Annotated in this window: 17 protein-coding genes; 11 read left to right on the forward strand and 6 right to left on the reverse strand. The window is 60.3% G+C overall.

Annotation, left to right across the window (positions count from 1 at the left end; all coding sequences use genetic code 11):
* Positions 1-330: 330 nt before the first annotated feature.
* From lon to cmoB, 5 genes are all read left to right on the forward strand, one after another.
* Positions 331-2,754: an endopeptidase La gene (lon, locus tag N8H71_RS19520; protein ID WP_127799742.1), complete on the forward strand. Its 2,424-nt coding sequence runs from the start codon at positions 331-333 to the stop codon at positions 2,752-2,754.
* 220 nt (positions 2,755-2,974) lie between these two features.
* Positions 2,975-3,367 carry a protease inhibitor I42 family protein gene (locus tag N8H71_RS19525; protein ID WP_102716880.1) on the forward strand — a complete coding sequence of 131 codons (393 nt, stop codon included), beginning with the start codon at positions 2,975-2,977 and terminating at the stop codon, positions 3,365-3,367.
* Between the two features lie 2 nt (positions 3,368-3,369).
* Positions 3,370-4,005: a lysoplasmalogenase gene (locus tag N8H71_RS19530; protein WP_262195257.1), complete on the forward strand. Its 636-nt coding sequence runs from the start codon at positions 3,370-3,372 to the stop codon at positions 4,003-4,005.
* Positions 4,006-4,185: 180 nt separating this feature from the next.
* Complete coding sequence (cmoA, locus tag N8H71_RS19535; RefSeq protein WP_262195364.1) at positions 4,186-4,893, forward strand: carboxy-S-adenosyl-L-methionine synthase CmoA; 708 nt, start codon at positions 4,186-4,188, stop codon at positions 4,891-4,893.
* Complete coding sequence (gene cmoB / locus N8H71_RS19540) at positions 4,890-5,846, forward strand: tRNA 5-methoxyuridine(34)/uridine 5-oxyacetic acid(34) synthase CmoB (protein WP_262195258.1); 957 nt, start codon at positions 4,890-4,892, stop codon at positions 5,844-5,846. The genes cmoA and cmoB overlap by 4 nt, the downstream gene beginning before the upstream one ends.
* A 123-nt stretch (positions 5,847-5,969) precedes the next feature.
* Here the strand turns inward: cmoB and tadA are convergent, their stop codons facing one another.
* Together tadA and N8H71_RS19550 are read right to left on the reverse strand one after the other, a co-directional pair.
* A complete protein-coding gene (tadA, locus tag N8H71_RS19545) occupies positions 5,970-6,467 on the reverse strand; it encodes a tRNA adenosine(34) deaminase TadA (protein WP_262195260.1) in 498 nt (165 codons plus the stop codon).
* Entirely contained in the window at positions 6,467-7,843 is a 1,377-nt protein-coding gene (locus N8H71_RS19550) for a multicopper oxidase family protein (RefSeq protein ID WP_262195262.1), read from the reverse strand. The genes tadA and N8H71_RS19550 overlap by 1 nt, the downstream gene beginning before the upstream one ends.
* Before the next feature lie 264 nt (positions 7,844-8,107).
* Here N8H71_RS19550 and N8H71_RS19555 point away from each other — a divergent pair, with 264 nt between their 5' ends.
* Both N8H71_RS19555 and N8H71_RS19560 read left to right on the forward strand, forming a co-directional pair.
* On the forward strand, positions 8,108-12,424 hold the full coding sequence (locus tag N8H71_RS19555) for a membrane-targeted effector domain-containing toxin (protein ID WP_347710523.1): 4,317 nt from the start codon (positions 8,108-8,110) through the stop codon (positions 12,422-12,424).
* A 319-nt stretch (positions 12,425-12,743) separates the two neighbouring features.
* Positions 12,744-14,816: a TerD family protein gene (locus N8H71_RS19560; protein WP_262195266.1), complete on the forward strand. Its 2,073-nt coding sequence runs from the start codon at positions 12,744-12,746 to the stop codon at positions 14,814-14,816.
* Between the two features lie 159 nt (positions 14,817-14,975).
* Here the strand turns inward: N8H71_RS19560 and guaA are convergent, their stop codons facing one another.
* The 4 genes from guaA to N8H71_RS19580 all read right to left on the reverse strand — a co-directional run bounded on the left by guaA (position 14,976) and on the right by N8H71_RS19580 (position 19,689).
* A complete protein-coding gene (guaA, locus tag N8H71_RS19565) occupies positions 14,976-16,553 on the reverse strand; it encodes a glutamine-hydrolyzing GMP synthase (protein WP_108590389.1) in 1,578 nt (525 codons plus the stop codon).
* 99 nt (positions 16,554-16,652) lie between these two features.
* Entirely contained in the window at positions 16,653-18,122 is a 1,470-nt protein-coding gene (guaB, locus tag N8H71_RS19570; protein WP_085734111.1) for an IMP dehydrogenase, read from the reverse strand.
* 115 nt (positions 18,123-18,237) lie between these two features.
* The gene (locus N8H71_RS19575; RefSeq protein WP_011335799.1) at positions 18,238-18,786 is read right to left on the reverse strand and encodes a hypothetical protein; all 549 of its coding nucleotides are present in this window, start codon (positions 18,784-18,786) and stop codon (positions 18,238-18,240) included.
* Between the two features lie 135 nt (positions 18,787-18,921).
* Positions 18,922-19,689 (reverse strand): sulfite exporter TauE/SafE family protein, encoded by a 768-nt coding sequence (locus N8H71_RS19580; RefSeq protein ID WP_262195267.1) that lies wholly within the window; start codon positions 19,687-19,689, stop codon positions 18,922-18,924.
* A 100-nt stretch (positions 19,690-19,789) separates the two neighbouring features.
* Here N8H71_RS19580 and N8H71_RS19585 point away from each other — a divergent pair, with 100 nt between their 5' ends.
* The 4 genes from N8H71_RS19585 to leuA all read left to right on the forward strand — a co-directional run bounded on the left by N8H71_RS19585 (position 19,790) and on the right by leuA (position 24,939).
* Positions 19,790-20,677: a LysR family transcriptional regulator gene (locus N8H71_RS19585; RefSeq protein WP_262195269.1), complete on the forward strand. Its 888-nt coding sequence runs from the start codon at positions 19,790-19,792 to the stop codon at positions 20,675-20,677.
* Between the two features lie 10 nt (positions 20,678-20,687).
* On the forward strand, positions 20,688-22,067 hold the full coding sequence (gene xseA / locus N8H71_RS19590; RefSeq protein ID WP_007956669.1) for an exodeoxyribonuclease VII large subunit: 1,380 nt from the start codon (positions 20,688-20,690) through the stop codon (positions 22,065-22,067).
* A gap of 3 nt (positions 22,068-22,070) precedes the next feature.
* Positions 22,071-22,892 (forward strand): peptidoglycan DD-metalloendopeptidase family protein, encoded by an 822-nt coding sequence (locus tag N8H71_RS19595; RefSeq protein WP_262195271.1) that lies wholly within the window; start codon positions 22,071-22,073, stop codon positions 22,890-22,892.
* Positions 22,893-23,259: 367 nt separating this feature from the next.
* Positions 23,260-24,939 (forward strand): 2-isopropylmalate synthase, encoded by a 1,680-nt coding sequence (gene leuA / locus N8H71_RS19600; RefSeq protein ID WP_007956672.1) that lies wholly within the window; start codon positions 23,260-23,262, stop codon positions 24,937-24,939.
* Positions 24,940-25,118: the final 179 nt, after the last annotated feature.

Raw genomic sequence — 25,118 nt, forward strand, 5'->3', positions numbered from 1 at the left:
CGAAGCAAACCGTAGGCGATGCCCCCGGATGAATCCCGGAACGAAGGAACACCGAGCCAAAGCGAGGTGCCGAACGCCGGGGCCCAGACCTTTGGTTCCTTTGGGGCGTTTGCCAAAGGGACTCGCCGTAAGGGCGAAACCGCCAGCGGCCGCACCCGAAGAAACGGATATGTACCCGATAAAACCACAGCATGGCCGGCCCAAAGGCCGCCAAGCCCAAACCCAAAACCCTGTCAAACCCCTGAACACACAAGCAGAAACACCCCACCCCATTGAAACCACCCAACCCCTGCCCCATCTAACACCCATACCCAATTGCGCAGGTGCCCCATGAGCGACCAGCAAGAATTCCCCGAGAACCCCGACGACATCACCGAAACCGACGCCGAACACATCGAACACCACGTCCCAGGCAAAGGCCTCGCCCTGCCCGGCCAGAACCTGCCGGACAAGGTCTACATCATCCCGATCCACAACCGCCCGTTCTTCCCGGCCCAGGTCCTGCCGGTCATCGTCAACGAAGAACCCTGGGCCGAAACCCTAGAACTGGTCAGCAAATCCGAACACCACTCCCTGGCCCTGTTCTTCATGGACACACCCCAGGAAGACCCGCGCCACTTCGACACCAAGGCGTTGCCGCAATACGGCACCCTGGTCAAGGTGCACCACGCCAGCCGCGAAAACGGCAAACTGCAATTCGTCGCCCAGGGCCTGAGCCGCGTCCGCATCAAGACCTGGCTCAAACACCATCGCCCGCCCTATCTCGTTGAAGTCGAATACCCGCACCAGCCCACCGAGCCGACCGACGAGGTCAAGGCCTACGGCATGGCGCTGATCAACGCGATCAAGGAACTGCTGCCGCTCAACCCGCTGTACAGCGAAGAGCTGAAGAACTACCTCAACCGCTTCAGCCCCAACGATCCATCGCCGCTGACCGACTTCGCCGCCGCCCTGACCTCCGCCACCGGCCCCGAGCTGCAGGAAGTGCTCGACTGCGTGCCGATGCTCAAGCGCATGGAAAAAGTCCTGCCGATGCTGCGCAAAGAAGTCGAAGTCGCGCGCCTGCAAAAAGAAATCTCCGCCGAAGTGAACCGCAAGATCGGCGAGCACCAGCGCGAGTTCTTCCTCAAAGAACAGCTCAAGGTCATCCAGCAAGAGCTGGGCCTGACCAAGGACGACCGCAGCGCCGACCTCGAACAGTTCGAGCAACGCCTGGAAGGCAAGGTCCTGCCGACGCAGGTGCAGAAGCGCCTCGAAGAAGAGATGAACAAGCTGTCGATCCTCGAAACCGGATCGCCGGAGTACGCGGTCACCCGCAACTACCTCGACTGGGCGACCTCGGTGCCGTGGGGCGTGTACGGCGAGGACAAACTCGACCTCAAGCACGCGCGCAAGGTGCTGGACAAACATCACGCCGGCCTCGACGACATCAAGGACCGCATTCTCGAATTCCTCGCGGTCGGTGCCTATAAAGGCGAAATCAGCGGCTCCATCGTGCTGCTGGTCGGCCCGCCGGGCGTAGGTAAAACCAGCGTCGGCAAATCGATCGCCGAATCCCTCGGCCGGCCGTTCTACCGCTTCAGCCTCGGCGGCATGCGCGACGAAGCCGAGATCAAGGGCCACCGCCGCACCTACATCGGCGCGCAGCCCGGCAAACTCGTCCAGGCGTTGAAAGACGTCGAAGTGATGAACCCGGTGATCATGCTCGACGAGATCGACAAGATGGGCCAGAGCTACCAGGGCGACCCGGCCTCGGCGCTTCTGGAAACGCTGGACCCGGAACAGAACGTCGAATTCCTCGACCACTATCTGGACCTGCGGATGGACCTGTCGAAAGTCCTGTTCGTCTGCACCGCCAACACTCTGGATTCGATCCCCGGCCCGTTGCTGGACCGGATGGAAGTGATTCGCCTGTCGGGCTACATCACCGAAGAAAAGGTCGCCATCGCCAAGCGTCACCTGTGGCCGAAACTGCTGGAAAAGGCCGGCGTGTCCAAGGGCAGCCTGAGCATCAGCGACACGGCGCTCAAAGCCTTGATCGACGGTTACGCCCGTGAAGCCGGCGTACGCCAGCTGGAAAAACAGATGGGCAAACTGGTGCGCAAAGCGGTGATGAAGCTGATCGACGATCCAAAAGCGGTGATCAAGATCGGCCCGAAAGACCTCGAAGCGTCCCTCGGACATCCGGTGTTCCGCAACGAGCAAGTGCTGTCCGGCACCGGTGTAATTACTGGCCTTGCCTGGACCAGCATGGGCGGTGCGACCTTGCCGATCGAAGCCACGCGGATTCACACGTTCAATCGCGGTTTCAAACTCACCGGCCAACTGGGCGATGTGATGAAGGAGTCGGCGGAGATCGCCTACAGCTACGTCAGTTCGCACCTCAAATCCTTCGGTGGCGATCCGAAATTCTTCGACGAAGCCTTCGTCCACCTGCACGTGCCGGAAGGCGCCACGCCGAAAGACGGCCCGAGCGCCGGCGTGACCATGGCCAGCGCCCTGCTCTCCCTCGCTCGTAATCAGGCGCCGAAAAAAGGTGTAGCCATGACCGGCGAGCTGACGCTGACCGGGCATGTGCTGCCGATTGGCGGGGTGCGCGAAAAAGTGATTGCGGCGCGGCGGCAGAAGATTTTCGAGTTGATTCTGCCGGAGGCGAATCGCGGAAACTTTGAAGAGTTGCCGGATTACTTGAAGGAAGGCATTACGGTGCATTTCGCCAAGAAGTTTGCGGATGTGGCGAAGGTGCTTTTCTAACGCTCCCCTGCTGATCGTTCCCACGCTCTGCGTGGGAATGCCGCCCGGGACGCTCTGCGTCCCTTCACAAGCGTGACGCGGAGCGTCACAGGATGCATTCCCACGCGGACGGTTCGACGCCTCGACGTAGGAACGATCACGCCAAGCTTGGCGCTGTCACACTTTGTCTCATCTTCAGTTATGCTCGCCGTTCGTCGCCAACGCCGGAGCCACTGAATCCATGTCCCCCCTTCGCCTGTTTGTCCCCCTGTCCCTCGCCCTGCTGGCCGCCTGCGCCACGCAACCGAAAACCAACGTGACCGTGGAAAAACAGAGCGAATGCCCGGTGCGACTCACCAACGGGCAGAACCTGATCGTCATGCTCCCGAGCAACCCCACCACCGGCTACCGCTGGGCCATCCAGGATTCTGCCGGCGGCGTATTGCGCGCCCTCAGCCCCGAGGTCTACAGCAACCCGGAAGATGCCGGCGTGGTCGGCGCGGCCGGTCTCTCGACCTGGCGCTTCCAGGCCTTCGCCCCCGGCACCGGTCGCCTGCGCCTGACTTCGCAACAACCGTGGGCGCCGGAAGTGTTGCCGGTGGAAACCTTTGACTGCGCCATTTCGGTGAACTGACCGTGGGCTGGCTGATCCTCGCGCTGATGGGCGCCGTGACCTTTCTCTACGGCGTCAGCACCCATGCGGCGCTGCTTTGCCTGCTGGTCAAACCGCTGCCGGTGCTGGCGTTGCTGGGCTGGTTGCACGATGCGCCGCCTAGCGACTACCGCCGCTGGATCAGCCTCGGTCTGATTTTCTCGTTGATCGGCGATGTGTTGCTGGCGTGGCCGGGGGATTTGTTCGTCTTCGGTCTCGGCGCGTTTCTGGTCGCGCATCTGGCGTATCTCAAGGCCTACCTCAGCGATTGCCGGCGCCTGGCCCTGCTGCCGCTGATCCTGGCGCTCAGCGTCGGCGCCGTGTTGTTGGGCATATTGATCAGCAGTGGACTCGGCCCATTGACCGTCCCGGTGATCGTCTACGGCACCGCCATCAGCGCCATGCTCTGGCGCGCCTTGGCCCGACTCGGCAGCGGCGTACCGCAACGTTCGGCGCTGCTTGCGGCGGGCGGCGCGGTGGCGTTCGTGTTCTCCGACAGCGTGATTGGCATCAACCGGTTTGTCTCACCGTTCAATGCAGCGCCCTACATCATCATTCTCAGTTACTGGCTGGGGCAGTGGGGGATTGCGGCGTCGGCGTTTGGTCGAACAGCGCGCTGAATCCATCGCGAGCAGGCTCGCGATAGCAATCGTTCAGCCGCTGAAAATTCCGGCATCTGCCTCGCGGTTTATCAGACAACCCGCGCATCTGCGCGCCAGTTTGGCTAAAATGCCGGCCTTTTCATCGACACCGCCGGAACCGCCGTGAGCAAAGAACCCGATCGCATTTTCGCCCAGCCGATGGCCCAAGTGCCTGACTTCGCCTTCAACGAAGACGTGGTGCGGGTGTTCCCGGACATGATCAAGCGTTCGGTGCCGGGTTACCCGACCATCGTCGAAAACCTCGGCGTGCTCGCGGCGCAGTTCGCCCAGCCGAACAGCGTGCTCTACGACCTCGGCGCCTCCCTCGGTGCGGTGACCCAGGCCCTGCGTCGCCACGTGCGCACCGACGGTTGCCGGGTGATCGCGGTGGATAACTCCGCCGCCATGGTCGAGCGGTGCCGCGAGTATCTCAACGGTCAGGATTCGATGTTCCAGGAGTTGCTGCCGGTCGATGTGATCGAAGGCGACATCCTTGCCCTCGATTTCCAACCGGCCTCGGTGGTGGCGCTGAACTTCACCCTGCAATTCATCGCCCCGGATCAGCGCACGGCGTTGCTGTCGCGCATCCGCCAGTCGTTGCTGCCGGGCGGCGCGCTGATTCTGTCGGAGAAGCTGCGCTTCAACGATGCCGAAGAACACGCGCTGCTCACCGATCTGCACGTCGCGTTCAAACGCGCCAACGGCTACAGCGAACTGGAAATTGCCCAGAAGCGCAGCGCCATCGAAAACGTCATGAAGCCCGACAGCCTCGAAGAACACCGCGAGCGCCTGCTGGCCGCCGGGTTCTCGAAAGTCGTGCCGTGGTTCCAGTGTCTTAACTTTGCCTCGTTGATTGCCTTGCCATGATTGATCTGTCCCCCCTCGCCCGCCGTCTGGCCGGCACGCCGCTGGCCGAATGGGCCAACACCCTGCAAGCGCAACTCGACAAGAAAATGGAGAAAGGTCACGGCGATCTGGAGCGCTGGCAAAGTGCGCTGGACGCCTTGCCGAAGATCCAGCCGACCGAAGTCGACCTGCTCGACGGCCTGAAACTGGACAACGATTGCGACGACGAAACCCGCGCACGGATGCGCACCGCGCTGATGGGTTTGTCGCCTTGGCGCAAGGGGCCGTTCGACCTGTTTGGCGTGCACGTCGACACCGAATGGCGCTCGGACTGGAAGTGGTCGCGGGTCTCTCCGCATCTGAATCTGAAGGGCAAACGCATCCTCGATGTCGGGTGCGGCAACGGCTACTACATGTGGCGCATGCTCGGTGCCGGCGCCGACAGCGTGATCGGTGTCGATCCGAACTGGCTGTTCTTCTGCCAGTTCCAGGCGGTGCAGCGTTATCTGTCAGAACCGAATGCCTGGCACCTGCCATTTCCGTTCGAAGACCTGCCGCCGAATCTGGAAGGCTTCGACACGGTGTTCTCGATGGGTGTGTTCTATCACCGTCGCTCTCCGATCGAGCATTTGCTGGCGCTCAAGGATTGCCTGGTGAAGGGTGGCGAGTTGGTGCTGGAGACGCTGGTGGTCGAAGGCGACAAGCATCAGGTGCTGGTGCCGGAGGACCGTTATGCACAGATGCGTAACGTATGGTTTTTGCCGTCGGTGCCGGCGCTGGAGTTGTGGCTGCGTCGTGCAGGTTTCACGGATGTGAAATGCGTGGACGTGAGCACCACCACCGTTGACGAACAGCGTGGGACCGAGTGGATGAAGTATCAGTCGCTGAGTGATTTCCTTGATCCGCAAGATCACAGCAAGACGATTGAAGGGCTGCCGGCGCCGATGCGGGCGGTGATTGTCGCGAAGAAGTAAATCTTCCAAACACCTAATAACACTGTGGGAGCGAGCTTGCTCGCGATAGCGGTTTGACAGTCAACATTTCTGTAACTGTCGGACCGAATCGCGAGCAAGCTCGCTCCCACATTGGTTTTGTGTTCAGTCTGCGGGTTTCGCGCGCCGTGCCCTGAAGAACTCAGTCAATACCGCCCCGCACTCCTGCGCCAACACCCCGCCTTCATACAACACTCGATGGTTGAGAAAGCCCTGAGTGAAGAACTGCCCCTGACTCTGCACAATCCCGGCCTTGGGCTCCAGCGCGCCATACACCACCCGCGCAACCCGCGAATGCACGATCAACCCGGCGCACATGCTGCACGGTTCCAGCGTCACATACAGCGTGCTGCCCGGCAGACGGTAGTTATCCACCGCTTGCGCGGCGGCGCGGATCGCGACCATTTCTGCGTGTGCGCTGGGGTCGCTGGTACTGATCGGGCAATTGAAGCCGCGACCGATAACCTCGCCATCTTGCACCAGCACCGCGCCCACCGGCACTTCGCCGAGGGCCGCGCCTTGGGCCGCCAATTCCAGCGCCTCGCGCATGAAGTCACGATCACGGCTGCGGTCGATGATCGCCGCGGGGCGAATCTGGCGCATCACTTCACCTCGATGGCGGCCATCAGGCCGGTTTCCATGTGGTCGATCACGTGGCAGTGGAACATCCACACGCCAGGGTTATCCGCCACCAGCGCCACTTGCGCGCGTTCGTTCTTGCCCAGCAGATAAGTATCGGTGAAGTACGGCACGATCTTGTGCCGATTCGACGCAATCACTTTGAAGCTCATGCCGTGCAGGTGGATCGGGTGCTGATACTGGGTCATGTTCTTCAGTTCGAAAATATAGCTCTGACCGAGTTTCAGGCTGGCGATCGGTCGATCGGCGCAGGTCTTGTCGGTGATGTCCCAGGCCTTGCCGTTGATCTGCCACAGGCTCGGCGGTTTGCCGTTGTCGACATTCACCGACACCGAACCGACCCATTCGAAATTGAAGTTGAGTTTCTCGGCATTGGCCAGATCCGGTTCGGCGACGGGGTTGGCAGGCAGTGCTTTCGGCCAGTCGGTCGGCGCCTCGTTGTTGGCCACCGAACGCAGGGTGCCCAGACGCACCGGACCGTTGCGCAGCGACAGTTCCTCACCGGCCGGCGGAGCCTTGATCGCCAGACAGATGCGCATGCCCGGGCCGAGCCAGTATTCCTTGCCCAGCGGGCGCGGCTCGACCGGGTTGCCGTCCAGCGCGTAGATCTGCGCTTCGACGCCGGGAATATTGATGCGATAGGTCAGGGTGTTGTCGAGGTTGAGCAGGCGCACCCGGGTGATCTGCCCGGCCGGCAACTCGATCACCGGCGAAGGCACGCCGTTGATGGTCGAAAGCCGACCGGCCGTACCGCCACGGGCCGCTTCGCGCGGGATGCTGAACTCGACGAAATTGCCCTCATCGTCGATGTGCCAGTTCTTCAGGCTCAGGGTCTTTTCGTATTTGAATCCGGTCGGCTCGCGCTCTTCGACAATCAGCGGCCCGACCAGCCCGCGCCCCAGTTCTTCGCTGCTGCTGACGTGCGGGTGATACCAGTAGCTACCGGCATCCGGCACACGGAATTTGTAATCGAAGTATTCGCCCGGCAACACCGGCAATTGCGAAACGTATGGCACGCCGTCCATCTCCAGCGGCAGGCGAATGCCGTGCCAGTGAATGGTGGTGGCCACCGGCAGATGGTTGATGAAACGCACCCGCAGCCATTCGCCCTGACGCACGCGCAATTCGGTCCCTGGTGCCGAAGGGCCGAACGCCCAGGCTTCGGTCTTGTGCCCTGGCACCAACTCGACGTCCAGTGGCGCGGCGATCAACTCGTAGTCATGCCCCGCGTTAGCGTCGGCAACCTTGCCCAGCCAGTAACGCGTCGCACCGCCGGCCCCGGCACCAACCACTGCAAGACCGGCCAGACCACCGAGTATCTGTCGACGGGTAAAGGACATGGACACAACTACCTCACGTATCAGCCGCAGGCCAAGGCGCCCGCAAAAGGCGAATACGATACACCTGCGGTTGCGAAACAGTAAGGGCAGCGCGGCGGATGGCCGCAGACTACAGGTGCGAAGCCTGATTCCCATGCATCTTTTTCCTTCGGACGACACGCCAACAACCGCGTGTCTGACAGACGAATCCTTCACCTCTTGAAATGATCGCGGTCGCTTTTTATCCACCACGCTCAAGGAAAGATTGTGGACACGACACGCGACATGGCACTGCCCAACAGCGCCGACAGAAACGCCCTCAAGGCACTGGTTCCCGCCCTGGTCGAGGCCTGCCCCGACATGTATGAAATGGCCTGCTCGATTGCCAGAGAGATTCTCGCCAGCCATGACCTCGCTCACCTGGAACCCGAACAGGTTTACTGGCATCGGTTCCACGCAGCCCAAAGCAGCCCGCGAACCTTCACTGGCTGGGAGCACCTGTTTGAAACGCCACGCGAATCGATGACCCTGCCGCAACTGGTGATCCAGCGCTTCAGCGTTCACGACCAGGACAACGCCGACCTGCTCGATTCCGACGCGGGCTTCTATACCGCCGGCCCGGACGCCGGCACTTATAACGAAACCAACGAAGTGAAGCTGCACAGCAGCGACGTCCTCAAAGCGTTCTGGGCGATCAATTTCGCCGACCGTTACCGGAAAAAAGTCGACTCGTTCTGGAACAAGCACGGCAAGACCTTCAGAACCCTGGCCAAGTGCACCTTTCTGGCCAAGGCCATGGAGGACCGAGAAGGCGGCCGGCTCTCGGACGACAATTTCCGCACGGCCGTCAAAGCCATCGCCGGAAATGTCAGTTGGCCCGTGACACGCAAAATGCTCGAAGACGAAACGCCGCCGGCCGATGGATTGCACGTCAGTTTGCTGAAAATCGGTGGTTTCGTCGCGACCGACATTCTGTGCATCACCGATGGCAAGGGCGGTGTCATCCTCTACGTTCCGGGGGAGATCTGGGGTGTACATGCCTTGCAAAATGCTCGTGAGCTGCACTGGTGGGTGCTGTCGCAGATCAGAAAGCCCTCCGACCGAAAACGCTTCATGGCACATTTTCAGATTGCCGATCACGACATCATGGAGGATACGTCCTGGCGTGCGGTCGCGAAGCGGCGATGGCTCTGGGCTTTCGGGCCGCTGACCGGAATCGTCTCGGAACTCTGGCGCGAGCCGCATTACGAAAACGTCGGGCTCAGCGCTGTACTGGACCTGCTGGTCAGCACCTGGGACAGCAACGATCACACCTTGGTCGATGGAACCGGCAATACGCTGGACAGCGATCTTTTCACCTTTCTGGGCACTGCCACCCATGCCCGCATGATCAGCGATGCGGAGTTCATGATGCATTCCAATGGCGATCTGCGTAAAAAGCTGTGGGTTGGCTATCTCAATGCCTTCAATCGCGTATTCGGCCCGATGGCGGCCGTTGGCTGGCCAGTGGCCTTGGCCGTCGTCGGTGCGGGCATCGCCAATGTCGGCCTGCAGATCGATCAGATCGTCAACGGCAAGACGCCCCTGGCGCGCAAGTCTGGCGTGACAGGGGCGGTTTTCACAGCCATCGACACGCTGTTCAATGCCATGTTCATCAAGGGCGGCAGCAGGTTGCCCGAAATTGCCGAGTCCGAGACATTCCTCGCACAGACAGAGGAATCAGCGATATCCGAACTGTCCATTACCGCGGAAGAAAAACTGGAGGCAGCGGCCCAGGCTCGAACACCGCTACCCTCTCTGGTGGAGGTCGCACCGAAACAGGTATTGCCTGAAGCACCCGAGGACTTTCTCGAATCGTTCAAGACCGAGATCGACGAAAGGACCCGCATCGAAACTGACGACCCGAAATTTGAACAGATCATTCAAACCACGTCGGGCAAACACTACATCTACATGCGCCGCTCTACCGGTCAGGGGTTTTATCAGGTTCGTCATGTAGGGCAGCTGGGTGGCTGGGTCATCATCGACCCGGTCAATCCGTATTCGTTTTACCGCAATGTGCCGGTTCGTCTGAATGAAGCACTGAAATGGGAACCTGCTGCACGTCCTGGCCTCAAGGGTGGGATGAAGATATTTGGCGACTGGCCTTGGGGGCACACCGCCGATCCGCTGCCCAGAGTGGGCAAGCAACTGATGCCGTATGACATTCCTGAATCCTTCAGAGACACGCTGCGTTCAGTGGCGCAAACCCGCGTGGACGATTTCCCGCTGGACAGCCTGCATGCCAGCGACAGTCTCTATCAGGACTTCAAGACGCTGCGCCGCAGCCTGTACGACGATGCCATCGATTTCTTCAGTGTCCCGGCTACGCCTGCGCGGCCGACGTTACCCGCCTTCAAACCCGCGACTTCGTTCGCTGACATGAGCAAGCGCCTGTTCAAGGAAACCTCCGGGCTGGTGATCGGTCAGGACACATCCGCCACGGGCGCGCGTGGCGTACTGATCGACAATTTCAAGGTGCTGAACAAACAGAAGGTCAGAACCCTGTATCTGGATCATCTTCTGACCGATTTTCACCAGGCGGATCTCGACCTTTTCCACAAGACAGGCCAGTTGCCGCGCGAGCTGGAAGATTATCTCAAGGCCCTCGATACCCGGTTCGGTGCCGACCCTGCCGGTCCTCACTCGTACACGGAGCTGGTGAAAAGCGCACAGAAAAACCATATCCGGGTCCAGGCCATAGACTGCATGGCCAGTCGCCGTTTCCCCCACATGGAGCAAACGTCAGAAACCAGCAGCCGGAAAATGATGAACTATTTTTCCGACACCGCGATCCGGACCGATCAGGCAGCAAGGGGGGACCATCGCTGGGTAGCACTGGTGGACGAAGGACGTGCCAGCACCTTCGACAAAGTCGTGGGCCTGGGCGAACTGCAGGGTGGCGCCTCTTTGCGCATAGAAGAAGTGACGGTGGGCAAGGTCGGCGGCCTGTCGCCTGACCCGGGTAAAAAGATAAAAGATCTGCTGGGCAACCCCATCGATGTGCTCAAAAGCGACTTACGTCTGCAATTGAGTGCGCCACCACCGGTTGTCACAGCCCGAACGATCGAAGACGCGTTGCCGGGAAGAGGCATGTTCATGCTTCAGGAACCTTCCACACTTTTCCACCGCAGTGGTGACGGTACGCTGGTGAGTACCCCCATCGTGCGGGACGCCGCTGGATTTTCCATAGTTCGCCCACGATGGAGCTCGGTCAGTGGGCGCCACTTCGACAGTGTTCATGAATTGACACAAGCGCTGGAGAACGAGGGCCTGACGCAAAGGCGCGTGCGCATCGATCCATCGGCAACACCCGGAAAATTACCGTTGCCCGTGACCGCTACAGGCTCGACGCCGCTTTCTGAAGTCCTGCTACCTGACACACCGTCAATCGATTCGCCTTATGAAATTCCCAAACCGCTGCGCAGTCGTTTAAATACCGCCGCCAGAAGCGGTAACGAACGAACCCTGGGCGATGCGTTCGCAAGCCTTGATGGCCACTCGCCTCTCGACACTTTCAGGACTTTGCGCAAGCAACTGCGTGAAGCTGCCACGCATTACTACGCCAGACTCTACATCGGTCCACGCCCGACGCTTGCGCCCATCGATCCCGGAGCGACCGCCGAATCGTTCATTGACCGGTCTCTGGAGGAGTTCAATGGACTGGTCATCGGTGAAAGCCATGCCGATACGGGCAGTAAACAATGGCTCATGGAGCAAATGCCGGTACTCGCCCGCAAAGGCGTGAAGACCCTGTACATGGAGCATCTACTTACAGACTTCCATCAGGCAGCACTGGACAACTTTGCCAGGACCTCGGTCATGCCGCGGGACCTCGAGTTGTACCTGGACACTCTCGACCGTGGACACATGACCGATCCGCTGCGGCGCTACACGTTCCTCAATCTGGTAAAGGAAGCCAACCGCCATGGCGTGCGCATCCAGGCCATCGATTGCATGGCCAGTTACCGACTGGAGGGGATGAGCGGCCTCGAACCGACAACCCGGCAGAAAATGATGAATTTCTACGCCCACACGATCATCGAGGCCGATCAGGCTGCACAGGGGCCACACAAATGGGTAGCGCTCATGGGCAATTCCCACTCGAACACCTTCGAAGGCGTCGCCGGTGTCAGTGAGCTGGAAAATGCCCTCGGCCTGCGCATCGAAGATGTCGGTTATGGCGAGTCTCGCGGGTTCGAACCGGATCCCGGCAAGACCTTCCTCGACGAGAGGGGCAAGACTGTCGGTCAAGTCAAAGGTGATATGCGCCTGCAAGTGCAGACACCGTGGAAAGCCAAGACCAAACTGGAAATCGAGCAGTTGCTGAGTCGTCCGGGAATGTACACCTTGAAGGATGAACCCGGCGCAACCCTGTTGATTCACCGCGGCCGCGACAACCTGATAGCACGTACGTCGATCCGCTTCGAATCAGGACGCTGCTTCATCGAGCGGCCCGGCTGGCCCACCGTCCATGAGAAACGCTTTGACAGCGTCGAAGCCTTGTTCAAGGCCCTGGACGACCGGGGCATGACACTGGCCGGATGGTCCGGACCTTTGTAAGCGACAACAAAAAAAGCCGCGTGAACACTGTTCACGCGGCTTCGGGTTTGCTTGCACTCACGCCTTCAGGGCGTGTGCGGGATCATTGCCACTCCTCATGTGAAGTGGCTTGTTACTGTTGAAGTACACAGCAACCTGACAAAAACCGAAAACCTTACGTAGAATGCCAGCGTGGCTATGGAACACCTTCCTTCTAAACCCTATGAACTAGGGGTTCCGCTCTCCACACCGCGCCTGCTCTTAAGCAGGCGTTTTCATATCCACTGTAAACACGATGCTGCAGCTCGCTCACGACGGCGACCAAAGGAGAAAATCAAGCATGAATCAGGAGCTGTTCCTGCGTCGCCGTAGCAAAGTTTACGTCCCGACGGGCACTGGCGGTGCCACGCGCGCTCAGGTCGCGTCGGCTGTCCGGGAAATCGCAGCGTTCCGGTGCGTACTGTCAGAGCCTCTGATTGAACAAATCGGCCTGTTGTCGGCGACCGAACTCAAGTACTGGTTGCGTGACATTGTCGGAATTCTTCGGCGCAGGAGTGGCGCTCACGTGCACCACCGGCCGTTTTATCCTGACTTTCCAGAGCAGGTTCTGACGGCCTCAGAGGCCGAGTTGTACCTTAACGCCGTCGTGCATTACCTCACGCTTCGACGTTTACCAGCGACTGAAGAATCACGACCACCACTGCTTGAGGGCAACTTCATACCCTGGGTTATCGAACCGGGAAGCATCCCTGAGTTCGAGTCACTGCTCGAGCCACTGGTTTCATCACGCACCTCGCTTTCCGAAGAAGAAGCTGCCGATGCCATCTGGTTTATCCGCCAGTACAAAAGTGATGTGTTCCGTCTGCTGCCTGAGGTCGTCCCGTTCCGGGAGATTCGGGCACAGGTTGGCGGGGCACTGATCCGGCATGTACCCGGTGATGCACGGGTGGACACATTCCTGGAGCAAAACGTCGAAACGGCGACTGACGTGCTACGACTTGCGATCGAGCTGAATGGAGGAGACGTGTCACTGGCGACTGCTACGACACGTTTCAAAGCGATGAGGCGCTCGATGCGCCGTCGGCTGTTGAGTCTGCTCGATCGAATACCCAACGCTACAGAAGACGTGATGCGGCAAGCCGAGCGGTGGAAACGCCTGGCTGAAGTACTACATCCGGGCGACTACGCCTACAAGTACCCAAGAGCGCTGGCCGCCATCACGGCGGCGCGTCGCAACGAAGCGCCTGACTCATTTGGTTCACGTGTCGAAACATTGTTCGCCCAGCGCGATATTGCCGAGCTTGCGCCCGTGCTACAGAGCCGTCCCGGTGAGTTCGCACGACGGCTGGACGCGACCCTGCGGCGCGCGACGGAACCAGATCCGGTTCTCGATGCGTTCAAGGCTATTGCGGCACAAGTGTCCTCACCTGTCCTGCTGCAGTTGCTGGCCCAGTCACGTGCACCGCGCCCCCTGCCTCTTCGAGCGTTCACACCGAAAGGTTCATTCGCCAAAGTCTATGGCATCAAGGATGACCGAGAGCCACTCGCACCCGAGGTGCTGGCTCGTGCAGCCCGAATCTGCGAGGACGCTCTGTTAACGCGGTTTGCGACACTACCGCCATTGGGTCGCTGTTACATCGATCCAGAATTGCGCGAATACAGGGTACCGCTGGCACAACGCGCTTCTGCGAAATCGCTACGGACACTGGTGCGGGGCAGTCGATTGCCGATGCCTGACACGCGTTTCATTCGTCTGTTCCTGTGGTGGAAAAACGGTCGTTCACGCACGGACATCGATTTGTCCGCCGCATTTTTCGATGCCAACTTCGTGTTCAGAGAAACGGTTGCGTACTACAACCTGAGAGATTACGGCGGCTGCCACAGCGGCGACATCGTCGACGCACCCGAAGGGGCTTCGGAGTTCATCGACCTCGACCTTGACGTCCTGGTCGAGAAGGGAGTCCGTTATGTTGTCACGTCCATCAACTCGTACACCCAGCAACCGTACTGTGATCTTCCAGAATGCTTCGCTGGCTGGATGGCCCGCGCTGATACGGCATCGGGCGAAGTATTCGAACCGCGAACCGTGTTCGATCGTATCGATATCGCATCCGATACACAGATCTGCCTGCCATTCGTGATGGACTTGCAGGAGCGTCGCGTAATCTGGGCCGACCTGGGACTGACCTCAGCCCCCCGGTGGAACAACGTCGGGAACAACCTCAGCGGAATATCCTTGATGCTGCGGGCTTTGGTATATACACCACGGCCTGACCTGGAGACATTGTTCGATCTGCATGTACGAGCACGAGGCGAACGAGTGGCTTCGCCGCAGCAGGCACTAGCGGTATTTGCACCTGATCAAGGGATAACGCCGTTCGATACGGATTTGATTCGGTCACAGTTCCTTTAAATACCTGCGCCTGCCTTATCCGCTCATTGAGAAATGACTCCTGCCTAGGCAATCTCCCAAAAACAAAAATGCCAGTCAGCTTAACTGACTGGCATTTTTTATAACCCCTCTTGCACCTCTGCGAATCCAACCTTGAACTCTAGAGGGTGCAGTGCAGGATCACTCCCACTCAATCGTCGCCGGCGGCTTGCTCGACACGTCGTAGGTGACGCGGGAGATGCCTTCGATTTCATTGATGATGCGGCCGGAAACGGTTTCCAGCAGTTCGTAAGGCAGGTGTGCCCAACGTGCGGTCATGAAGTCGATGGTTTCCACGGCACGCAGGGCCACGACCCAGGCGTAACGACGGCCGTCGCCGACCACGCCAACCGATTTCACTGGCTGGAACACGACGAAGGCCTGGCTGACCTTGTGGTACCAGTCGGCCTTGCGCAGTTCTTCGATGAAGATGTGGTCGGCGCGACGCAGCAGGTCGGCGTATTCCTTCTTCACTTCGCCAAGGATGCGCACGCCCAGGCCCGGGCCCGGGAACGGGTGACGGTAGACCATGTCGTACGGCAGGCCCAGTTCCAGGCCCAGACGACGGACTTCGTCCTTGAACAGTTCGCGCAGTGGCTCGACCAGTTTCAGGTTCATCTCTTCCGGCAGGCCGCCCACGTTGTGGTGCGACTTGATCACGTGGGCCTTGCCGCTTTTCGCGCCAGCCGACTCGATCACGTCCGGGTAGATGGTGCCCTGGGCCAGGTACTTGATGTTGTCCAGCTTGCAGGATTCGGCATCGAACACGTCGATGAAGGTACGACCGATGATCTTGCGCTTCTTCTCTGGATCGGCTTCGCCGGCCAGGTTGTTCAGGAACTGGTCTTCAGCGTTGGCGCGGATCACCTTGACGCCCATGTTCTCGGCGAACATGGCCATAACCTGCTCGCCTTCGTGCAGACGCAGCAGGCCGTTGTCGACGAAGACGCAGGTCAGCTGGTCACCGATGGCCTTGTGCAGCAGCGCCGCGACCACCGAGGAGTCCACACCGCCGGACAGACCCAGCAGCACGTTGTCGGTACCGACCTGTGCGCGGATGTTGGCGATGGCGTCTTCGGCGATCTTCGACGGAGTCCACAGGGCTTCACAGCCGCAGATGTCGAGAACGAAACGCGACAGGATGCGACCGCCCTGCTTGGTGTGGGTCACTTCCGGGTGGAACTGCACGCCGTAGTAAGCGCGCTCGTCGTTGAACATGCCGGCGATCGGGCAGCTCGGGGTGCTGGCCAAGATGTGGAAGTCTTCCGGCATTTTGGTGACCTTGTCACCGTGGCTCATCCATACGTCGAGGCCGAACAGGCCGTCGGCGTCGATGTGGTCTTCGATGCCGTCGAGCAGACGGCTCTTGCCGACCACGTCAACGCGGGCATAACCGAACTCACGCAGTTCGGAGCCTTCAACCTTGCCGCCCAGTTGCTCGGCCATGGTCTGCATGCCGTAGCAGATACCGAAGACCGGTACGCCCAGGTCGAACACCGCTTGCGGGCAGCGCGGGCTGTTGGCTTCGTGCACGGACTCGGGACCGCCGGCGAGGATCACGCCTTTTGGCGCAAATTCGCGGATCGCATCTTCGTCCATGTCGAACGGGTGCAGTTCGCAGTACACACCGATCTCGCGCACGCGGCGGGCGATCAGTTGGGTGTATTGCGAGCCGAAGTCGAGGATCAGGATGCGGTGAGCGTGAATGTCGAGGGCCATGATTCAGTCTCGTCTAAGTAATTCAGAAACAGTCTTGATTCAGAAACGACTCGGGGCTGAATAAAACAGCCCCGGTCATTTAACGTTTTGCTTGAAGCCTCAACCTACGCGGTAGTTTGGCGCTTCCTTGGTGATCTGCACGTCGTGGACGTGGGATTCGGCCATACCTGCACCGGTGATCCGCACGAACTCGGGCTTGGTGCGCATTTCTTCGATGTTGGCGCTGCCGGTGTAACCCATCGAGGAACGCAGACCGCCCATCAACTGGTGAATGATCGCGCTCAGGGTGCCCTTGTAAGGAACACGGCCTTCGATGCCTTCCGGAACGAGCTTCTCGGCGCCTGCCGAGGAGTCCTGGAAGTAACGGTCGGAGGAGCCTTGAGCCTGGGACATGGCGCCCAGCGAACCCATGCCGCGATAAGCCTTGTAGGAACGACCCTGGAACAGTTCGATCTCGCCCGGTGCTTCTTCGGTACCGGCGAACATCGAGCCCATCATCACGCAGGAAGCACCGGCCACGATGGCCTTGGACAGGTCACCGGAGAAACGGATGCCGCCGTCGGCGATCAACGGAACGCCGGTGCCTTCAAGGGCAGCAGCAACGTTGGCGATGGCACTGATTTGCGGAACGCCGACACCGGCGACGATACGGGTGGTGCAGATCGAGCCAGGGCCGATACCGACCTTGACGGCGTCGGCGCCAGCTTCGGCCAGAGCCTTGGCGGCTGCGCCGGTGGCGATGTTGCCGCCGATCACCTGCACTTCAGGGAAGTTCTCTTTGACCCAGCGAACGCGGTCGATCACACCTTTGGAGTGACCGTGTGCAGTGTCGACCACCACCACGTCCACACCGGCATTGACCAGGGCTGCAACGCGGTCACCGGTGTCTTTACCGGTACCGACCGCAGCGCCGACACGCAGACGACCTTGATCGTCCTTGCTGGCCAGCGGGTAAGCCTTGGCTTTTTCGATGTCTTTGACGGTCATCATGCCTTTGAGGGCAAACTTGTCATCGACGATCAGGACTTTTTCCAGGCGGTGCTTGTGCAGCAGCTCGCGGACTTCGTTCTTGTCGGCGCCTTCGCGAACAGTGACCAGACGCTCTTTGGGCGTCATCACTTCACGAACGGTGGCTTCCAGACGGGATTCGAAGCGTACGTCACGGGAAGTGACGATACCGACCAGGTCACCATCGTGCAGGACCGGAACGCCGGAAATGTTGTGCATGCGGGTCAGTTCGAACAGATCACGTACCGTGGCATCAGCCTCGATGGTGATAGGGTCCTTGACCACACCGGCTTCGAACTTCTTGACCTTGCGGACTTCGGCAGCTTGCTGCTCGATGGTCATGTTCTTGTGGATAATGCCGATGCCACCTTCCTGAGCCATGGCGATTGCCAGACGGGCTTCGGTGACGGTGTCCATGGCGGCAGAAACCAGAGGAATATTCAGCTCGATGCCACGGGTAAGGCGGGTCTTCAGACTGACTTCGTTAGGAAGCACCTCGGAATAACCGGGCACTAGGAGAATGTCGTCGAAGGTCAGAGCTTCTTGGCTGATACGCAGCATCGCGGGGGCTCCCGAGCGGGAAAATGGAAGCGCGCCATTATAGTCAGACACCCCTTCGGGTTCAATGTAAAACTTGTCTTATATCAATGTTGCTGATGTACGGGAAAAACGCCCCTTACAACTCGACCTTGACCCAGCTCACCGGCTGATCCAGCCAATCGGCAAATTCATCGATGAAACTCTGTTTGAAACCCGCTTCCAGCCAGTTGTTGAAGATGAAGCCGAGGTTGGAAAACCCGCATTCCTGCAAATACAGAAAACCGTTGATGTCGTCTTCGTGCCCGCACTCAGGGCAGGTGAAGTTGTCGGTACGGCCCGGCATCCAGTCTTCCAGGCTTTCGAACAGCGCTTCGCCGATTTCCTGGCGGCATTCGGCGCAACCGGCTTCTTCGAGAAAACCCTTGGCCGGGGTGTAGATGCAGCGCTTGGTGATGACTTCCAGCCCATTGATCGGCTCACCGAACGGCAGCGCCTCGGGGTGCAGCACCACCGCGCGGGCACCATCGGCGATGGCGTAGGCCATGCGATTGCCGGTACGTCCACAGGTGCTAAGCTCTTCCTTGACGATGTTCTTGCGCACCAGCCAGCGCAGGATCGCCCGGGCCCGGGGCTCGTGCACCGGCAGGTTGGAGATTTTCGGGACGATGATGCTTTGGGAATTCATGGAAAGTCCTGCGGTGTGGCTTCTGACGCTTTCGCGAGCAAGCTCGCTCCCACCCTGGATGCATAACCCTGTGGGAGCGAGCTTGCTCGCGAAGAGGCCCTAAAGGCCGGCAGCTTAATCCCTGACAAAATCCGGTCAAGTGCTTAAATAGCGGCCGATCAGCGCAATCCCGCTCGCCAGCACCAGCCAGGTCACCAGTCGCACGAAGGCCTCGCGGGACAAGCGCATCGTCAACCGCCGCCCGATCCACAAACCCAGCGCCATCGCCGGCAACAGGCACAGTGCAAGCATCAACAAGGGTAGCTCAGCATACACCCCGGCGATGGCAAACAGGCTCAAACGCACCACCGTGCTGCAACTGATCAGCGCACTTTGCGTGGCCCGGGCCGCGTCCTTGGGCAGTCGGCTGTTGAGGTAGATCGCATAAAGAAAGCCGCCACTGCCGAACAACGCCCCGAACAACCCGCCTACCGTGCCCATCGGCAACGCCCATCCGGCGGACAACTGCGCCGGCCGCGCCTTTATCCACAAGCTGTAAATCGCGTAGGCACTGATGAACAACCCCATCAGCAGCAACAGCAGATCGGACTTGAGGTTGAGCAGAAAGATCACCCCCAGCGTGCAACCCACCGCCATGCACGGCAGCAGTCGCAGCAGTTCCGGTTTCGCTACATCTCGCCGCGACGGGAGCAAGTTGCCGAACGCCGCGACGAAATCCAGCAGCACCAGCAACGGCACGATCTTCGACAGCGGCATGAAAAGAATCAGAATCGGCCCCGCCACCAGCGCCGTACCGAAACCGGCAATCCCGAACACGATGTAGGCCAGCGCGATGGCCAGCCCGATCACCACCCAGCCCTGCGCGCCCCACGACCATTCGCTCAACAACCCCGCCACACTCATTCGCTCGCTTCCTTTATAAGCCTGCGATGACTTTAGCCAGCGCCGAGGGTTGCGACTAATATCATCGAAACCGCCAAGTCATCTCGAAAAGGCATGCCTCGTGCTTTCAACCCGTCAATTACGCTACTTCGTGGAAATCGCCGAGAGCGGCAGCTTCAGCGCCGCGGCCGAACGACTGTTCATCGCTCAATCGGCCTTGAGTCGGCAGATCAAGGACATGGAAACCCGCCTGCAAACACCGCTGTTCGAACGCACCGCGCGCCAGCCCCGCCTCACCGCCGCAGGCGAAGCGTTCCTGCCCAGGGCGAGAAACCTGCTCAATGAATTGAACAAGGCCAGCACTTTGGCCACAGAAATTGGCCAAGGGCAGCGCGGTACTTTGCGCGTGTGCCACTCGAGTACCGTGCCGATCAGTGGCCGATTGTTACGCGACATGAGCGAGTACCTGGAGCATCAACCCGGGGTTTCGCTGGACATCGGCACGCTCTCCTCGGAAGCGCAGCTTGAGGAACTCGCCGAGGGCCGGCTCGATATCGGCCTTCTGCGCCTGCCGGTGCTGCGCCAGCGCGAGGGTGTTCAGGCTGTGCCGCTCTACACCGAGCGTTTGCTGCTTGCTGTGCCGGCGGATCATCGACTGGCGTTGGCGGAGGCGGTCGATCTGGCGCAATTGAAGAACGAAGCGTTTATCTCCATCCCGCATCCGCAGCGCGGCGGGCTGAGTTATTTGTGCGCCGACCTGTGCATGCGTCACGGCTTCTTCCCCCAGGCTGCGCGAGTGATGTCGCGCAAGACCACGCAATTGCAGTTGATCCAGGCCGGATTCGGCATCGCTCTACTGCCGGAATCAATGCAGGACATCGCGCCCGCCGGTGTGAGATTTCTACCGCTGACCGGCGATTGCCAGAGCACTGTCGCCCTCGCATCTCGGCAAAATCCCACACCTCTGGTGCAACACTTCCTCCAGACATTCACCGGCGAATGCCTTTAAACTGCGCCCCATGATTAAAGATCCCTTTGCAAGACTCGGCCTCGACCGCGAAGTCCTGACCGTCAGCCAGCTCAACGGCCGCGCGCGGGTGTTGCTCGAAGACGTGTTCAGCAACATCTGGGTCGAAGGCGAAATATCCAACCTCGCCCGCCCGGCGTCCGGCCACGTGTATTTCACGCTCAAGGACAGCGGCGCGCAGGTGCGTTGCGCGCTGTTCCGCCAGAATGCTGCGCGGGTGCGTCAGGCGCTGAAGGATGGTCTGGCGGTCAAGGTGCGCGGCAAGGTCTCGCTGTTCGAAGGGCGTGGCGACTATCAACTGATCCTCGACACCGTGGAGCCGGCCGGTGACGGTGCGCTGCGTCTGGCCTTCGATGCGTTAAAGGAAAAGCTCAGCGCCGAAGGCCTGTTCAGTGCCGAGCGCAAGGTGCCGCTGCCGGCGCATCCGCAGCGCATCGGCATCATCAGTTCGCCGACCGGCGCAGTGATCCGCGACATCATCAGCGTGTTCCGCCGCCGCGCGCCGCAAGTGCAACTGACGCTGATTCCCACCGCCGTTCAGGGCCGCGAAGCCACCGCGCAGATCGTCCGCGCCCTCAAACTGGCGGATGCCCGTGGCTTCGACGCGCTGATCCTGGCCCGTGGCGGCGGCTCGCTGGAAGACCTCTGGTGCTTCAACGAAGAGGCGGTGGCCCGGGCGGTGGATGCCTGCGTCACGCCGATTGTCAGCGCAGTCGGCCATGAAACCGATGTGTCGATCAGCGACTTTGTGGCTGACGTGCGCGCACCGACGCCATCCGCTGCCGCCGAGCTGCTTGCCCCGGATTCCAGCCACCTGATCCGTCAGGTCGAAAGCCTGCATCGCCGGTTGGTGATGCGCATGCGTGACCGCCTGATGCGCGATCGCCTGCGCCTTGAAGGCATGACCCGCCGGTTGCGCCATCCCGGCGAGCGTCTGCGCCAGCAGGCACAGCGTCTGGATGACCTCGACATGCGCATGCGCCGCGCCTTCGAGCGCCAACTCAATACCCGTCGCGAACGCCTGATTCGTCTGGAAACCCGCCTCGCCGGGCAACACCCGGGGCGCCAACTGGCTTTGTTGCGCCAGCGCCTCGACAGTCTCGCCGAACGCCTGCCACGCGCCATGAACGAAGGCCTGAAACGCCGACGACTGCAGTTGCAAAGCCAGATGCAGACCCTGCACGTGGTCAGCCCGCTGGCGACTCTCGGCCGTGGCTACAGCATTCTGCTGGATGAACGCGGTAACGCGATTCGCAACGCCGCGCAGACCCACACCGGCCAGCGCCTCAAGGCCAGACTCGGCGAAGGCGAACTGCAAGTGCGCGTCGAGGACAATCACCTGACGCCTGTCACCCTTTCTTTACTGGACTGATCCATGCCGCGTTTTCTTGCTCCGCTGCTGTTGCTGTGCCTGACCTTCAACGCCCACGCCGACAGTTACATCACCCGCCTGCTGAACAAACCGGTGCCGGGCGGCGTGGCTGTCGTCGATCTGGGGATCGCCGCGCAAGCGCCGAAAGCCACGTATCAGGGCAAACCGGTGCTGGTAGTCAAGGAACAGAACAACTGGCTGGCAATTGTCGGCGTTCCGTTGACCGTCAAACCCGGTGTTCAGCAAATCAGCAGTGGCGGCCGTAACCTCAACTTCAATGTCGGCAACAAGAAATATCCGGAACAGCACATCACCCTGAAGAACACCCAGCAGGTCAATCCGAACCCGGCCAACCTCAAGCGCATCGAAGGCGAACTGGCCGAACAGATCAAGGCCTACCGCAGTTTCAGCCCGAATACCCCGAGCAATCTGCTGCTGGACAAACCGGTCAACGGCCCGCTGTCGAGCAAGTTCGGCGTGCGCCGTTTCTTCAACGGTGAAGAGCGCAACCCCCACGCTGGCCTCGACTTCGCGGTGCCGGCCGGCACACCGATCAAGACTCCGGCGGCGGGCAAGGTGATCCTGATCGGCAACTACTTCTTCAATGGCAACACCGTGTTCGTCGACCATGGTCAGGGCTTCATCAGCATGTTCTGTCATATGTCGAAAATTGATGTGCAGAATGGCCAGCAACTGGCGCGTGGCGCGGTGGTGGGCAAGGTGGGGGCCACAGGTCGGGCGACCGGGCCGCACATGCACTGGAACGTCAGCCTGAACGATGCGCGGGTCGATCCGGCGATTTTCATTGGGGCTTTCCAGCCTTGATTTGCAGGTGAGGCGACTGGCCTCATCGCGAGCAAGCTCGCTCCCACAGGGATTGCGCACGACGAACGGACTGCGCAATCTCTACAAACATTCACTTTGATTCAGAGAATAAAATCTCGGAAAAAACCGCTTTCCGGGTATTCCTCTCAATTTTTTTCGACTGCTTGCCATCCTCATCCCCCGCGGTTAGGGTTGAAGGCATGAAAACCTCTCACACCCTCATTCAGCTTCGCCAGCACCGCAGCCTGTGCCTCGTCAGCGCACGACTGCCGGGCTGAATCGCTGCGCCTCGTCCCACGCTTTTCCAAGAACGTTCGTTCCACCGGCAGGCCGCCTCTTTTCGGCCCAGACAATAAGGAATTTCCCGATGAGCATGCTCAAAGACCCGTCTTCGAAATACCGCGCGTTTCCTGTGATCAACCTGCCGGACCGCACCTGGCCGTCGAAAACCATCGACGCCGCGCCGATCTGGTGCAGCTCCGACCTGCGTGACGGCAACCAGTCGTTGATCGAGCCAATGGACGCGGTGAAAAAGCTGCGCTTCTGGAAAACCCTGGTGCAGGTGGGCGTGAAGGAAATCGAGGCGTCGTTCCCGGCCGCTTCGCAAACCGACTTCGACTTCGTACGTACCCTGATCGAAGACGGCCACATCCCGGACGACACCACCATTCAGGTGCTGACCCAGGGCCGTGAAGACCTGATCGAGCGCACCTTCGAATCCCTGCGCGGTGCGAAGAAAGCGATTGTTCACCTGTACAACGCCACCTCCCCTTCTTTCCGTCGCATCGTCTTCAATCAGGACAAGGACGGGATCAAGGCCATCGCCGTGAACGCTGCCAAGCTGTTCGTCAAATACGCAGCCATGCAGCCGGACACCGAGTGGACCTTCGAATACTCGCCGGAAACCTTCAGCGCCACCGAGCTGGAATTCGCCAAGGAAGTCTGTGATGCGGTGATCGAAGTCTGGAACCCGACGCCTGAGCACAAGATCATCCTCAACCTGCCGGCCACCGTTGAATGCGCGACCCCGAACGTCTACGCCGACCAGATCGAGTGGTTCCACCGCAACATCAACCGTCGTGACAGCGTGATCATCAGCCTGCACACCCACAACGACCGTGGCACCGGCGTGGCTGCCACCGAGCTGGGCCTGATGGCCGGCGCCGACCGCGTCGAAGGCTGCCTGTTCGGCAACGGCGAGCGTACCGGCAACGTCGACCTCGTCACCGTGGCACTGAACATGTACACCCAGGGCCTCGACCCGCAACTGGACTTCTCCGACATCGACGGCGTGCGTAAAGTCGTCGAAGAGTGCAACCAGATCCAGGTTCACCCACGTCACCCGTACGTTGGCGACCTGGTGCACACCGCGTTCTCCGGCTCCCACCAGGACGCGATCCGCAAAGGCTTCGCTCAGCAGAAGTCCGACGCACTGTGGGAAGTGCCGTACCTGCCGATCGACCCGGCCGACATCGGTCGCAGCTACGAAGCGGTGATCCGCGTCAACAGCCAGTCGGGCAAGGGCGGCATCGCCTACCTGCTGGAGCAGGAATACGGCATCAGCCTGCCACGTCGCATGCAGATCGAATTCAGCCAGGTCGTGCAGCGTGAAACCGACCGTCTGGGCCTGGAGATGACCGCGCAGCAAATCCACGCGCTGCTGCACAGCGAATACCTGCAAGCCAACACCCCGTACGCGCTGGTCAGCCATCGCCTGCAGGAAGAAAACGGCAATAGCGCCGTCGAAGTGGAAGTGGCGAGCAAGGGTCAGGGCGAAACCAACCTGCACTGGCGCGGCAAGGGCAACGGCGCGCTGGAAGCGCTGGTGGCCGGTCTGCCGATTCCAGTGGAAATCATGGACTACAACGAACACGCCATCGGCGCGGGCACCAACGCCAAGGCGGCGGCCTACATCGAATTGCGTGTGAACGGCGAACGTGCGGTGCACGGCGTGGGCATCGATGAAAACATCACCACCGCCAGCTTCAAGGCCCTGTTCAGCGCGCTGAACCGCTCGCTGAGCCAGCCGGAAGCGAAAGCGGCGTAACTGACCGCGGCAATGCAAAAGGCCCCGGAGTGCGAACTCCGGGGCCTTTTTTATGCCTGCTGGTTTTTGGGGTGTTCGATATGGCCCCTTCGCGAGCAAGCTCGCTCCCACAGGAGACCGCATTCCAAATGTGGGAGCGAGCCTGCTCGCGAAAGCGCCTGCCCGTCATTGCATCAATA

The sequence above is a fragment of the Pseudomonas koreensis genome (genome assembly GCF_025447595.1).
Lineage (GTDB): Bacteria > Pseudomonadota > Gammaproteobacteria > Pseudomonadales > Pseudomonadaceae > Aquipseudomonas > Aquipseudomonas koreensis_H.

Excerpts from the sequence above, each read along its gene's own strand:
- guaB (WP_085734111.1), bottom strand. The coding sequence starts at position 18,122 with ATGCTGCGTATCAGCCAAGAAGCTCTGACCTTCGACGACATTCTCCTA.
- xseA (WP_007956669.1), top strand. The coding sequence starts at position 20,688 with ATGATTAAAGATCCCTTTGCAAGACTCGGCCTCGACCGCGAAGTCCTG.
- N8H71_RS19525 (WP_102716880.1), top strand. The coding sequence starts at position 2,975 with ATGTCCCCCCTTCGCCTGTTTGTCCCCCTGTCCCTCGCCCTGCTGGCC.
- cmoA (WP_262195364.1), top strand. The coding sequence starts at position 4,186 with ATGGCCCAAGTGCCTGACTTCGCCTTCAACGAAGACGTGGTGCGGGTG.
- N8H71_RS19555 (WP_347710523.1), top strand. The coding sequence starts at position 8,108 with ATGGCACTGCCCAACAGCGCCGACAGAAACGCCCTCAAGGCACTGGTT.
- N8H71_RS19550 (WP_262195262.1), bottom strand. The coding sequence starts at position 7,843 with ATGTCCTTTACCCGTCGACAGATACTCGGTGGTCTGGCCGGTCTTGCA.
- N8H71_RS19595 (WP_262195271.1), top strand. The coding sequence starts at position 22,071 with ATGCCGCGTTTTCTTGCTCCGCTGCTGTTGCTGTGCCTGACCTTCAAC.
- cmoB (WP_262195258.1), top strand. The coding sequence starts at position 4,890 with ATGATTGATCTGTCCCCCCTCGCCCGCCGTCTGGCCGGCACGCCGCTG.
- N8H71_RS19580 (WP_262195267.1), bottom strand. The coding sequence starts at position 19,689 with ATGAGTGTGGCGGGGTTGTTGAGCGAATGGTCGTGGGGCGCGCAGGGC.
- N8H71_RS19560 (WP_262195266.1), top strand. The coding sequence starts at position 12,744 with ATGAATCAGGAGCTGTTCCTGCGTCGCCGTAGCAAAGTTTACGTCCCG.
- leuA (WP_007956672.1), top strand. The coding sequence starts at position 23,260 with ATGAGCATGCTCAAAGACCCGTCTTCGAAATACCGCGCGTTTCCTGTG.
- N8H71_RS19575 (WP_011335799.1), bottom strand. The coding sequence starts at position 18,786 with ATGAATTCCCAAAGCATCATCGTCCCGAAAATCTCCAACCTGCCGGTG.
- tadA (WP_262195260.1), bottom strand. The coding sequence starts at position 6,467 with ATGCGCCAGATTCGCCCCGCGGCGATCATCGACCGCAGCCGTGATCGT.
- lon (WP_127799742.1), top strand. The coding sequence starts at position 331 with ATGAGCGACCAGCAAGAATTCCCCGAGAACCCCGACGACATCACCGAA.
- guaA (WP_108590389.1), bottom strand. The coding sequence starts at position 16,553 with ATGGCCCTCGACATTCACGCTCACCGCATCCTGATCCTCGACTTCGGC.